This is a genomic window from Neobacillus sp. KR4-4, assembly GCF_042136325.1.
Lineage (GTDB): Bacteria > Bacillota > Bacilli > Bacillales > Cytobacillaceae > Neobacillus.
Genome location: NZ_JBHHJU010000002.1, coordinates 45,412 through 58,264, shown reverse-complemented (window position 1 = coordinate 58,264; position 12,853 = coordinate 45,412). Strand labels below are relative to the sequence as shown.

The following is a 12,853-nucleotide window of genomic DNA, read 5'->3' as shown; positions in this document are numbered from 1 at the left end:
CTCCGCTAAAAATTACTGTCCAAAAAACCACGGGGACGGACATCGTACCCTATAAACAAAAAAAGGATAGCCCTGTTAAGGCTATCCAGTCATCTTAATGAGCGAATTATTGCACTCAATGAGCGAATATATCAATTCACTGGGCGAATCTTCGCATTCAATGAGCGAATCTATCAATCCAATGAGCGAATTCTATTAAGCTTCGATTGCTCGAGGCTGTTGGTAGACTTCATTCTCTAATTCACCTGTGATTTTACCAGTTAACACGCCGGCGGTCATGCTTCCGCTGACATTCAAGGCTGTACGGCCCATATCGATTAACGGCTCAACAGAGATTAATAATCCGACAATCGCGATTGGCAGGTTTAATACGGATAGAACGATCAATGCAGCAAATGTAGCGCCGCCGCCAACACCAGCAACCCCAAATGAACTAATCGCGACTACTAGAATAAGCGTAATAATAAACGATGGGCTGAACGGATTGATGCCTGCAGAAGGCGCAACCATCACGGCTAGCATCGCTGGGTAAATACCAGCACATCCGTTTTGGCCGATGGAAAGCCCGAATGATGCGGCAAAGTTTGCAATCCCTTCCGATACACCAAAGTCCTTTGTTTGTGTTTTGATATTTAAAGGTAATGTTCCCGCACTTGTACGAGAAGTAAAGGCAAACGTTAGTGCCGGCAATGCTTTTTGCACGTAGTTTACAGGACTTAATTTAGCAAGGGAGAGGAGCAGTAAATGCACGATAAACATCGCGATTAACGCCACATAGGATGCAATCACGAACTTCCCTAGTTTTGCAATCGCTGCATAATCACTCATTGCCATTACTTTTGTAATTAACGCAAGGACCCCATATGGAGTAAGGCGAAGAATCAGGGTGACGACCCGCATGATAATCGCGTAAAACGTATCAATAATTTTAGCAAAAAATTCTCCGTGTTCCGGATCTTTTCTCTTTACTCCAAGGTAGGCCATCCCTACAATTGCGGCAAAAATAACAACGGCGATCGTAGAAGTTGGACGAGCACCCGTTAAATCCGCAAATGGATTACTTGGAAGCAACTCGATGATTTGCTGTGGAATCGTCATATCTTGAACGCCAACCACTTTTTGTTCCAATTCAGCATTTCGAGCGGCTTCGGCATCCCCTTGATTTAATTGAATTCCATCCAGGCCAAATCCTAGCGCCGACCCAATTCCGATCGCTGCTGAAATAGCGGTCGTTCCAAGAAGAATAGCAATCACAAGAAAACTAATTTTTCCGATGTTTTTAGTCAACTTTAATTTCGTAAACGCTCCAACAATCGAGATAAACACAAGCGGCATAACAACCATTTGCAATAGTTTTACATACCCGGTTCCAACGATGGCAAACCAATCGATAGACTTTACCGTAACGTCGGACGTTGTCCCATAAATCAAATGAATGATAAATCCAAAAACAATCCCTAAACCCAGTGCAGTAAAGACGCGCTTAGAAAAAGACACATGCTTTTTCTGCATCGCGAACAATCCAAGGACAAGCAATAGGAAAACGGCAATATTAATGATAATTAAAAATGTATCCACGATAATCCCCCTATAAATATTATTATTTATATAATAACAATACTATAATTCTATTATTCCAATCGGTCAAGTCGGAATTATAAAAAAATGAAAATCAACAATGAAGGCCCTTAGGATACCGATTAGGAGTATAACTCTAGAGATTTCGGTTCTTTGATTTTGGCTGTTTATTAAAAGATTGTTGTTTTTAAGAAAATAATTAATTAATTTATATTGTATAGTTATGGTAGAATATACAATTTGCTAAATATGGAAGGAAGAGAATAGATTGTTTGATAAATTAAAAAAAACGTTACTTCAGAGAGGAAATGTAATTACATTTGAATTAGATGAATGGTACAAATGGTACAAAAAGCCTCAGAATTTTCATAATGCGGTTGTCAAACATCTTATTAATGAAGGCTGTAAAGTAGAGACAGTTTCAATAGTGGATAACGTTACTAGTAATAAGATTTCAACTCTACTTATTGATGGGGCAAAATATGAACTAAGTGTACGAAATAGGTTGTGGTTAGGTCCGACCCAATCAGTATTTTTGAATAAAATTGAGTCATAAACAATTCAATGAAATATTAGTATAAAAGGCCTTATATGAGGTCTTTTATACTTTTCTAACCATTTCAACAGTAATATAGTTTGATTTTTGGAATGCCAAAATAAGCATTTCAAAAGATAAACGCTTATTAAATTCAATTGAAGTAAATATAGCAACAAACATGGCGAAAACAGCCTTTATCTATTAGTCCAAAATTTTCATATAACGCTAAATTATGGACAGAAAATGATGAATAGTGTCGAATCTTACAGAGGGGGGTATAATGTCATAGGTCACATTCAGTGACAGACAGGATCATCCCGCTAAAACATCGAGAAGGAATAGGAGAAAATAGTGAAGATGACGAACCAATTATTTGTGAATGGTGAATTAGCTATTCATCGGAAAGAGACTCATGGAAAAAGCAAGCAGACAAAAAGTGCACCAGAGTTCACTTCGAGGATGGAAAAACGCGAATATGAGCAACGAGTCAATTATTTTGATATTCGCAATGTATTAGACATAAAAGGATTCCTAAAAGATATTCGTGACAATTGGAATACATATGTGTCACAGGTGAACCAAATGATTCAAAAAAGTCCTGTAAAAAATCTCGTCGTGACGGGGATTTTTACCATTGTCCTTAGTGTTTTTGCCAGCACAGCCAATGCGGCATTTATAGGGGAATATACCTATCAGGTTAAAAGTGGGGAAAAAATTGAAGCGATTGCGGCCGCACATGGAGTAACCCCACAAGAAATTTTAGAAGCCAATGGGCTGACGTCCATTAATGGGAAAAAAATTCTTTTACCAAAAGTACAAAATCGAACGGTAAATGCGACAACCCTAAATGTTCGCTCCCAACCTTCGACAAAAAGCGGTATCATCGGAACCTATAAAAAAGGGGAAGTGGTCAAGGTTTCATTCGTTGAAAATGGTTGGGCAGGCATTCTGATCAAAGGAAGAGTTTGTTATGTAAGTGCTGCGTATCTCACCACACCAGGGGAAACGACGAAGCCAGCTGTTGCGCAAGCCAAAGCCATGTATGTCAATGCGACAACATTAAAAGTGAGAGATGCTGCCTCTACGAGTGGTACGGTCATGGGGATGCTAAAGGTAAACGATACTGTGTCAGTGAGATCGTCTAGTAAAGGTTGGGCGCGAATTGAATTCAACGGCAAAACGGCATTTGTTAGTGAAACCTACTTAACTATGAACAAACCAGCCACAACCATTCCAAGTTCAGTGGTGTATGTGATCAAGCCCGGGGATACGTTTGTACAAATCAGTAAAGCCTTGAATATCTCAGTCGAATCCATTCAAGCACTCAATCCAACCGTAGACCCAGCCAAGTTGAAAATTGGGCAAAAAATTAACATCCCTGCCACTACGAATCAAATAACAGTATCGGCTCAACTTCAAGCCGTAGACACGAATGGGACCTTTCGTTTTAGTACGGACAATGGAAACACCTATACGGCCAAAGCATCAGGTAAGTTGATAAAGGAATTAGCAGGACATTTTGGGCAAAAAGTATCCCTAACCCTTGAAGGGAAACGGGGTCAACAAATGACTTTACTTTCTGTTCAATAAATAAAGTTGAAATTAATAGGCGGAGAATTTCCGGCTATTGTTGAAAGAGGATGCTCAAGAAGCGGATATAAGCGGAGAAATTCCGCTTAACTGCTCTAAAATAAGGCAAAATTCAAGGATTTGGATCAAATAACCGGAAAAACTTCCCTTATTTTAAAGGAAATAGAGGTATTTCCCAATTTAACCGGAAATTTTCCGCTTATTTTTCATAAGAGTCTGTTGATTTCCGCCGCAACTCCACCAGGCACCTGCGAAGTCCACCAGCCCCAAACCCACCACCTTCCCTCACTCCCGCCGCCTAGCCATAACAGCTCGATTTCTCCCCAGTTGTTTCGCACGATATAAAGCTTCATCAGTGACCTTAACCAATTCTGAGAACTGCTGGGCGGTCGTGGGGAAATGACCAATTCCAATCGACACGGTCAGTGGTGTTCCAATCGGACTACTGGCATCCTCGGCTGTTCTTCTGATTCGTTCGGCAATCGTTTGAGCGACCGATGGATCCGTTTCGGGAAGTACGATTAAAAATTCATCTCCGCCTAAACGGAAACACCAATCACTTTCCCTCGTCGCTTTCTTCACTAATTCGGAAAGGTAGATTAACACCTCATCCCCCATTTGATGCCCGTTTTGGTCATTTACCGTTTTAAAATAATCAACATCAAACAAAATAATCGAGTACATGTCTAACTCACTAACCCTTTTTTCTAACGAGCGCCGATTATAAAAACCAGTCAATGGATCTAGATTCGATACACTCTCCGCAGAAGTAAGTTTCTTCTGATAAAAATCAACAGCTACCAAAAGTGCCCGTTTTAACTCCTTTAACTCAAAATACCAATTCGGAATACGAGGGGGAGGGGTGGACGGATGGCTGGTCATTTCTTTTGCGTAGACCGCTAAATTTAGGATGGGATTCACAATTTTATTCAAAATGAACAGGGATAGGGCAAATACTAAAATGAAAATGGGAACAGCATTGATTCCTACTTTTTTTGCCATTTGAATCGTGGGTTCGATAACGGCTGTTTTAGGCGTTTGGGAGATAATGCCCCACTTACTCGTGGATGTAGAGGAAGCGTAGCCCGCTAGCATCGAAATGCCTTGTGTATTCGTAACCTCTTGACTGCCGTTTTTCCCCTCCAGCACTTGCTGCACCACTTTGTTTTCTTTTACGTTTTCATTTATTCGATCCTGATCGGGGTGATAAATGATATTCCCTTCCGAATCAACGACATAGACATAGGAATCGTTTTCGTGTTTGGGATGCTGACCGAGAACTTTTTTCAGGCTGTTTTCCTTTTGTAAATGGATGGTTCCAGACAGAAAGCCCTTATACGACCCATGATCATCAAAGACAGGGGCAGAGATAAGCAAAATTAAATTCCCCGACACACCCACATAAGGCTTCGAGATAAAGGGTGCCTTCTGTTTCAACGCTTCCTTTGAGCCAACGCTCTTCAATCTTTTCCCCTCTAATGTCCGATCGGGTGCGGAGGCTACGATCAGTCCGGTAGAATCCACAAAAATTGTCGAATTAAAGAAGGTAGTCGAATCCAATATCCGCTTGATCTCATGGTAAATGAGTTCAGAATCTGCCGTTACATATTCTTTTCCATGTGACTCCGTCGTTAGGATTTGAAGCATATTGGTAAAAAGATGATCTGTGGTAGTCGCTAATTTTTGAGCGTAATATTGATTCTCGATTAAATAATTTTCCTCTAAGTTGTTTTTACTGACCATCACACTCGAAATCACACTGGCGGCGATGGTGCCAATCATCGCGAACGCCAGTAAGCTTAAAAAAAGAAGTTTTATACTTAATCGAAACGGTTTCCTCATATCTCTTCACCACTATATAAAGTGTCATTTATCGTCAAAACAACCGACTAAAATATAGCATATTGTCTTTATCATTCCGGTAAGGGGAATTTGTATACACGAATTATTTTTATAACAAAATAACCGAGTTTCTTCTATTATAAATGTGATCTACTGGTATCGTTTTCATCCGCAAATTTTCCTCACTAGTCCGTATAACGTATTCCTTTCACACAGCTGGAATCATTTTTCACGACGATGGGGAAAATATAACCTAAATTCGTCGATTGGATGGGAGGGGAGCTATGCACGCACTATTAACGGTTGTCCTAGTTAGTATGAGCTTTTGGAAGGGCGATTGGAGACATTGGCAGAAATACATCACCACCATTTATTATGTGAGTGTATGCAACCTCCTTTACAATGTATTGTGCAAAGATCATTTGCTCTGGGTTCATAACCCGGATATATTCCCGGACTCACATACAATGGTTGATTTAATTTACACCTTTATCATTCTCCCGGCGATTACCTTGTTATTCCTAAGCCATTACCCATTTAAAAAAGAAGTAGGAAAGCAAGTTCGCCATATTCTTTTCTGGGTCGTTGGTTCGCTTATGGTTGAATTTCTATTTCATAAAACGAACCGGATTATTTTGCAAAATGGCTACCGCTACTGGATGGAGCCGTTCTTTTATACCGTGATGTACTCGATGATTCGTCTTCACTATTCCCGGCCGTTTCTTACATATGGTATCTCAATTGTTATCATTGTATTTCTCCTTCGTTACTTTCACATTTCGATTAAATAAGGGAAAAATCAAATTTGCAGCAACTACGATAAGAGAGGTCATAGGGAATGTCAGTCGATTACGCGGTAATAATTCTTATGTGGGTCATTGGGATCTTTACGTATATTTTCTTTACGCCAAAAAAGCGGTACAGAAAAGTGGCAGTGACCGCCCTGATCTGTCAGTCGCTGCTGTGGCTGAATTCACTGGTCCATGTCGAATTCGATCTGATTGCCTTTCCGGTTCGTGAGTTTCCGAAAGCGACAGACCTGCTAATTACGACGGAGTATTTCTTCTATCCGCTCCTTTGTGGGTTTTATCTTGCTTATGAGCCCAAACATTCACTCCGGATTCGGCTCATCTACTTGTGCAGTTGGATTTCGATCATCACGCTTTATGATTTCATCCTAGTGAAGTTTACAAATCTGATTGAATACGTTCACTATGCCTGGTATTTTACCTGGATTGATTTCTTTTGTATCTTTGCGGTCACGAATTTCGTCTATCAATGGTTTTTTAAGAATAAGAAGCTTTTTCGAATGGAACAGGAGGCAGTGGAATGAAACTGGAATGGTGGATTTTACTTGGTGTTTGGCTGCTTTCCAGTGGTCTGCTCTTTCTGATTCCGAAACAGAAAATCCGCCTAGCCATAACCTCCTTTGTATTTATGCAGGCGGTCACCTGGATGTTTGGACTCATCGTGGTGGAGGTTGGTCTGCTAACGTATCCCGTCAGGTTATTTGCAAAGGCCAACCGTGCGAGTTTTACGTATGAGTTCTTTGCCTACCCAGCTGTTGCGGTCATCTTTAATGTGTTTTACCCGCACTTCAGCAGGAAGCTCATAAAGTTCTTATATTATGGTGCCTATTGCACGGCCTTGACCATACCTGAGGTTCTGATCGAAAAATATACAGACTTACTTGAGTATCACCATTGGACATGGTTTTGGACATGGATTACGTTGTTTCTCACCTTTATGATCTCGCGCGGGTTTTGTGTGTGGTTTTTCAGGGGGATTTCAAAGGAAATGGATTAGGTACGATCGCACTTTAGGGTACTTTTCCAAAAAAGGACACTCGATGGTTCCGGGAGATAGGAACGGTTGGCCAACTGAATCAAACGCAGATGAGGTATAAATTGATAACTAGTAGATATTTACTGTTTTGTGTTGTAATTCCTTCCAATTATCTATTCTCCCTTCAAATTTTTGTAAAAAGGGTGTTTAATAGTATAGGTAATCATTCATCGGACATAAAAACAAAATAAATGACAAAATACTGATATATTCGCCAAGTTTTTGTAATAAATATGATATAATGGAAAATATTTTGTAACACATATTTAGGAGGACGAAATGGAAGAGACTATTAGTTTAAAAGAGTTGCTCGAGACATTGAAAAAACGATTAGTGTTAATCGTGTCGATAACTGTAATTGCTGCCGTCATTAGTGGAGTGGTTAGTTATTATTTCTTAACCCCGATTTACCAGGCTTCTACACAAATTCTTGTGAACCAAAAGAAAAATGAACAATCCTTATACCAATCGAATGAAGTACAAACCAACCTTCAATTAATTAATACCTATAACGTCATCATCACAAGCCCAGCCATCTTAGATATCGTTACCAAAGAACTTGATTTAGACATGACGGCTTCGCAATTAAAAGCGAAGATTACCGTTGGAAGTGAAAAGGATTCCCAAGTAGTAAACTTGTCTGTTCAGGATCCTGATGCGACCGTAGCTGCACAAATTGCCAATAAAACGGCTGAAGTCTTTAAAAAGCAGATTAAAAGTATCATGAGTGTCGATAATGTGAGCATTCTCGCGAAAGCAGATGTTTCAGAAAATCCAGCACCAATCAAACCAAGACCATTATTAAACGTGGCAATTGCACTTGTTGTTGGTTTAATGGCGGGTGTCGGTCTTGCATTCTTACTTGAGTACTTTAATAACACGATTAAAAACGAACAAGATGTAGATAAGGTCTTAGGTCTTCCGATTCTAGGTGTTATTGCAACCATTGATGATCAAAAGATGGATGAGGCAGCGGCACGCCGTGCAGCGAAAAATTCAAAAGGAAGAGGTGGAAACATTGGCGCTTAAAAAGAAGAAATTGAACAGTAAAGACGCAAGCCGTAAGTTGGTCACAGCGATCGATCCAAAGTCACCGATTTCTGAGCAATACCGGACAATTCGAACCAATATCCAATTTTCTTCTGTCGATGAAGAGCTGAGGGCTATTATGGTTACCTCTTCAGGACCTGCGGAAGGGAAGTCGACGACAGCAGCAAACCTTGCTGTAACATTTGCTCAGTTGGGCAAAAGGGTTTTATTAGTCGATGCGGACTTACGCAAACCAACCGTTCACCATACATTTGGAATGAATAACTTATTTGGCTTTACAACGGTATTAACAAAGCAAAGAGAATTGGAAAAAACCGTTCTTGAAACACAGGAAAAGGACTTGTTCATCTTAACAAGCGGTCCGATTCCACCGAATCCTGCTGAACTATTAAGCTCGAAATCAATGGAACTATTTATTGAAGACGCGAAGTCTCAGTTCGAATATATTATCTTTGATACCCCGCCATTATTAGCGGTAGCTGATCCGCAAATTCTTGCAAATCAGGTGGATGGATCAATTATGGTTGTTTATAGTGAGAAAACAGAAATTGATCAAGCGAAAAAAGCGAAGGACTTACTGGAACATGCCCAAAGTAAATTACTTGGTGTCGTCTTGAATCATAAAGAAGTACAGAACGGTGACTACTATTATTATTATGGTTCTAAGTAACAAATTTCGACAAATTCCTCCACGAATCCATGTTATTATGTAGAATGTCGGTGAAAAATAACAGTTTATTGGAAAGTGTGTGTGACCAATGGTTGATTTGCATAGTCATATATTACCGGGCATAGATGATGGGGCAAGGGATTTGTCGGAAAGTGTCAACATGGCCAAGAAGGCTGTCGAACAAGGAATTCATACGATTGTCGCTACACCGCATCATTTGAACAACCGTTATGAAAACCCAAAACAGACCATTATTGATAGAGTTAGAGAATTAAATAAGGCTTTACTAGAAGAAAAGATAGATTTGAATGTACTTCCAGGGCAAGAAACCCGGATCTATGGGGAAATGGTGGAAGGCTATGAAATAGGTGAAATCCTGCCAATCGATAACACACAATATGTATTGGTAGAGTTTTCATCTGGTCATGTCCCGAGATACACGGAGAAGTTGTTTTACGATTTACAGACAAAGGGACTCATTCCAGTAATCGTTCATCCGGAACGAAACCAAGAAATCATCGAACGACCGGAAGTTCTTTATCAACTTGTGAAAAAGGGAGCACTGTCTCAAGTCACGGCTTCAAGTATTTGTGGAGATTTTGGAAAAAAGATTAAGAACTTTTCAATGCAATTAATCGATGCAAACCTTACTCATTTTATTGCTTCGGATGCTCATAATACGAGCAATCGCACGTTTAAAATGAGGGAGGCATTCGAGATGATTCAAACAAAGTACGGGACTGACTTGGTGTATTTATTCCAAGAGAATGCTGAACTTGTCATTGAAGGAAGTCATGTTTATAAAGAAGTGCCCGAACGAATTAAAAAGAAGCGTTTTTTTAACATCTTTTAACCGACTAAGCCGATAAGTGATAACAGATTATCAATTTACACCCTTATTCAGGCTAAATCGCCTGATCGGCGACGCCTCCTGTCCGATATCGATGGGGGCACTCGATTGTGCTGTGGGTTCCTTGGACCTTAGACGCCTGTCGTCAAGAGCATGATGTGAGGCCGGGTTAGATGCCCGATTATTAATAAAACAATAAATATCTAATGAAAGAATAAGTGTGAAAGCACTTGCAATTCCATTAGATATTTATTTTTTTGCCTCTTTGCTTTAGCAAAGGAAAGAGTTCAGTAGATAAACAAATGAATTAGTGGGGGAATAACAGTGAAAAGAGTCAGAAAAGCCATCATTCCAGCTGCAGGGCTGGGTACAAGATTTTTGCCAGCAACAAAAGCAATGCCGAAAGAAATGCTTCCCATCGTCGATAAGCCGACCATTCAATACATAGTGGAAGAGGCTGTGGCATCTGGGATTGAAGATATTATCATTGTAACGGGTAAAGGAAAACGTGCAATTGAAGATCATTTCGATAATGCCGTGGAATTGGAACAAAACTTAATCGAGAAAGAAAAGTATGAAATCTTGGAGCGAGTTCAATATGCAACAAATCTAGCGGATATTCATTACATTCGCCAAAAAGAGCCAAAGGGCCTTGGACATGCGGTCTGGTCTGCACGCAACTTTATTGGCGATGAACCATTTGCTGTCCTTTTGGGAGATGATATTGTACAAAGTGAAACACCTTGCCTAAGACAGTTGATTAATCAATATGAAGAAACATTTTCATCAGTAATTGGTGTGCAGCAAGTAGCTGATCATGAAACAAATCGTTATGGAATTATTGATCCGTCAAAAAAGGATGGAAGACGCTATCAGGTTAATAATTTTGTCGAAAAGCCAAAACTAGGTACTGCACCATCAAATCTTGCAATTATGGGTCGTTATATTTTAACACCTGAAATCTTTATGTTCCTTGACCGTCAGGAAAAAGGTGCAGGCGGCGAGATTCAATTAACAGATGCGATTCAACGCTTAAATGAAATCCAAAGAGTATTTGCATATGATTTTGAAGGTAAACGGTATGATGTAGGTGAAAAATTCGGTTTTGTGAAGACGACGATTGAATTTGCTTTGCAGCATGATGACCTCCATGACGATATGCTAGATTACCTTAAAAATCTAGTTTCTTCATTAGATAAAGAAAAAGTAATGTTATAGAGAGAAGGAAGGGGTCGCGGTTGTCGAATCTGGCAAATCAAGAAGTATCTTATTTAGAAAACCAGAAAACACTTGTTAATGACGGAAAAACATACGTAATAGCAAAAAGAATATTAGATATTATTGGTTCTTCTTTTGGGATTATTCTTTTAGGTTTCCTTTTTATTATTATTGCGATTCTGATTAAATTGGAAGATCCTAAGGGAGCCATTCTGTTTTCACAGAAGAGAGTTGGACTGAATGGAAGAGAGTTTAAAATGTATAAATTCCGTTCGATGGTATCCAATGCGGAGGAAAAGTTGCAAGAGCTGTTAAAGCATAATGAAGTATCTGGTGCCATGTTTAAAATGAAGGATGACCCAAGGATTACAAGAATCGGTAAGTTTATCAGGAAAACGAGTATTGATGAATTGCCCCAACTATTTAATGTATTAAAGGGAGATATGAGTTTAGTTGGTCCCCGTCCACCGCTTCCTAGAGAAGTTGCTGTTTATTCTGAGTATGACAAGCAACGATTATTGGTCACACCAGGCTGTACGGGACTCTGGCAAGTAAGTGGGAGAAACAGTGTAGGGTTTGAAGAAATGGTGGAATTGGATCTTCAATATATCCGAGAACGCTCCTTCCTATATGATCTAAAGATCATATTAAAAACGGTCCTAGTATTATTTGGATCGAAAGATGCATTCTAGAAAAGAGGTAATGAAAAGATGATGAATAAAGAATCGAAAATATATGTTGCTGGACATCGAGGCCTTGTGGGTTCTGCAATCGTAAGAAAGCTTGAAGAAAAAGGGTATACAAATTTAGTGTATCGCACTAGTAAAGAACTAGACCTAAGAGATAAAAATACAGTAGACAGCTTATTTGCTGAAGAAAAACCTGATTTTGTTTTCCTAGCGGCTGCAAAGGTTGGTGGGATCGTTGCCAACAACGAATATCCTGCTGATTTTATTCGTGACAACCTGTTAATTCAAACAAATATCATTGATGCGGCGTATCGCAATAATGTAGAAAAGTTATTATTTCTTGGCAGTACTTGTATTTATCCAAAAATGGCTCCACAGCCATTAAAAGAAGAGTATCTTTTAACAGGAGTTCTTGAACCGACAAATGAACCATATGCGATTGCAAAAATTGCTGGAATTAAAATGTGTGAATCCTATAATCGTCAATATGGTACACAATACATTTCAGTTATGCCAACGAATTTATATGGTGAAAATGATAACTTTGACTTGCACACATCTCATGTTCTTCCTGCGTTGATTCGTAAGTTTCATGAAGCAAAGGAAAGCAATGCTCCATTTGTAGAAGTTTGGGGAACAGGAACACCAAAACGAGAATTCTTATACTCAGATGATCTTGCTGATGCGAGTATCTACTTGATGAATAATTATTCTGGTAATGAAATTGTAAATATTGGTGTAGGCGAAGACTTACCAATTAAAGAATTAGCAGAAAAGATTAAGGAAACTGTTGGATTCACTGGTGAGATTCAATTTGATACAACCAAACCTGACGGAACACCAAGAAAATTAGTCGATGTAACCAAGCTTAATTCTTTAGGTTGGAAAGCCACTACTTCATTAGAAGAGGGATTAAAGAAAGCTTACCTATGGTTCTTAGATAATCAACTAACAAAAGTAAACTAATATATAATCGGAGGACA

At 39.3% G+C, this 12,853-nt stretch carries 13 protein-coding genes; 11 read left to right on the top strand and 2 right to left on the bottom strand.

Annotated features, from left to right (window positions below):
* Positions 1–195: 195 nt before the first annotated feature.
* The gene (locus ACE198_RS01940) at positions 196–1,578 is read right to left on the bottom strand and encodes an L-cystine transporter (protein ID WP_098571442.1); all 1,383 of its coding nucleotides are present in this window, start codon (positions 1,576–1,578) and stop codon (positions 196–198) included.
* 268 nt (positions 1,579–1,846) lie between these two features.
* On the opposite strand from ACE198_RS01940, the gene ACE198_RS01935 reads away from it, so the two are divergent.
* Together ACE198_RS01935 and ACE198_RS01930 are read left to right on the top strand one after the other, a co-directional pair.
* Positions 1,847–2,134, top strand: coding sequence for a hypothetical protein (locus ACE198_RS01935; RefSeq protein WP_375374540.1), 288 nt, complete (start codon positions 1,847–1,849; stop codon positions 2,132–2,134).
* 339 nt (positions 2,135–2,473) lie between these two features.
* Positions 2,474–3,706, top strand: coding sequence for an SH3 domain-containing protein (locus ACE198_RS01930; protein ID WP_375374539.1), 1,233 nt, complete (start codon positions 2,474–2,476; stop codon positions 3,704–3,706).
* Positions 3,707–3,991: 285 nt separating this feature from the next.
* Here the strand turns inward: ACE198_RS01930 and ACE198_RS01925 are convergent, their stop codons facing one another.
* The gene (locus ACE198_RS01925) at positions 3,992–5,548 is read right to left on the bottom strand and encodes a sensor domain-containing diguanylate cyclase (protein WP_375374538.1); all 1,557 of its coding nucleotides are present in this window, start codon (positions 5,546–5,548) and stop codon (positions 3,992–3,994) included.
* 284 nt (positions 5,549–5,832) lie between these two features.
* On the opposite strand from ACE198_RS01925, the gene ACE198_RS01920 reads away from it, so the two are divergent.
* From ACE198_RS01920 to fcl, 9 genes are all read left to right on the top strand, one after another.
* A complete protein-coding gene (locus ACE198_RS01920) occupies positions 5,833–6,339 on the top strand; it encodes a CBO0543 family protein (protein WP_375374537.1) in 507 nt (168 codons plus the stop codon).
* Positions 6,340–6,386: 47 nt separating this feature from the next.
* Complete coding sequence (locus ACE198_RS01915) at positions 6,387–6,881, top strand: CBO0543 family protein (RefSeq protein ID WP_375374536.1); 495 nt, start codon at positions 6,387–6,389, stop codon at positions 6,879–6,881.
* Positions 6,878–7,354, top strand: a complete 477-nt coding sequence (locus ACE198_RS01910) for a CBO0543 family protein (RefSeq protein ID WP_375374535.1) — start codon at positions 6,878–6,880, stop codon at positions 7,352–7,354. Before ACE198_RS01915 ends, ACE198_RS01910 begins: the two co-directional genes overlap by 4 nt.
* Before the next feature lie 318 nt (positions 7,355–7,672).
* Positions 7,673–8,422, top strand: coding sequence for a YveK family protein (locus ACE198_RS01905; protein WP_375374534.1), 750 nt, complete (start codon positions 7,673–7,675; stop codon positions 8,420–8,422).
* Complete coding sequence (locus tag ACE198_RS01900) at positions 8,412–9,113, top strand: CpsD/CapB family tyrosine-protein kinase (RefSeq protein WP_375374710.1); 702 nt, start codon at positions 8,412–8,414, stop codon at positions 9,111–9,113. Before ACE198_RS01905 ends, ACE198_RS01900 begins: the two co-directional genes overlap by 11 nt.
* Positions 9,114–9,201: 88 nt before the next feature.
* The gene (locus ACE198_RS01895; protein WP_375374533.1) at positions 9,202–9,966 is read left to right on the top strand and encodes a tyrosine-protein phosphatase; all 765 of its coding nucleotides are present in this window, start codon (positions 9,202–9,204) and stop codon (positions 9,964–9,966) included.
* Positions 9,967–10,287: 321 nt separating this feature from the next.
* Complete coding sequence (galU, locus tag ACE198_RS01890; RefSeq protein WP_375374532.1) at positions 10,288–11,181, top strand: UTP--glucose-1-phosphate uridylyltransferase GalU; 894 nt, start codon at positions 10,288–10,290, stop codon at positions 11,179–11,181.
* Between the two features lie 20 nt (positions 11,182–11,201).
* A complete protein-coding gene (locus ACE198_RS01885; RefSeq protein ID WP_375374531.1) occupies positions 11,202–11,873 on the top strand; it encodes a sugar transferase in 672 nt (223 codons plus the stop codon).
* A gap of 21 nt (positions 11,874–11,894) precedes the next feature.
* Positions 11,895–12,836: a GDP-L-fucose synthase gene (gene fcl / locus ACE198_RS01880; protein ID WP_375374709.1), complete on the top strand. Its 942-nt coding sequence runs from the start codon at positions 11,895–11,897 to the stop codon at positions 12,834–12,836.
* The last annotated feature ends 17 nt before the right edge of the window (positions 12,837–12,853 follow it).

Coding starts and splice junctions, on each gene's coding strand:
- ACE198_RS01910 (WP_375374535.1), top strand. CDS start 6,878: ATGAAACTGGAATGGTGGATTTTACTTGGTGTTTGGCTGCTTTCCAGT.
- ACE198_RS01915 (WP_375374536.1), top strand. CDS start 6,387: ATGTCAGTCGATTACGCGGTAATAATTCTTATGTGGGTCATTGGGATC.
- ACE198_RS01895 (WP_375374533.1), top strand. CDS start 9,202: ATGGTTGATTTGCATAGTCATATATTACCGGGCATAGATGATGGGGCA.
- ACE198_RS01925 (WP_375374538.1), bottom strand. CDS start 5,548: ATGAGGAAACCGTTTCGATTAAGTATAAAACTTCTTTTTTTAAGCTTA.
- ACE198_RS01930 (WP_375374539.1), top strand. CDS start 2,474: ATGACGAACCAATTATTTGTGAATGGTGAATTAGCTATTCATCGGAAA.
- ACE198_RS01920 (WP_375374537.1), top strand. CDS start 5,833: ATGCACGCACTATTAACGGTTGTCCTAGTTAGTATGAGCTTTTGGAAG.
- fcl (WP_375374709.1), top strand. CDS start 11,895: ATGAATAAAGAATCGAAAATATATGTTGCTGGACATCGAGGCCTTGTG.
- ACE198_RS01905 (WP_375374534.1), top strand. CDS start 7,673: ATGGAAGAGACTATTAGTTTAAAAGAGTTGCTCGAGACATTGAAAAAA.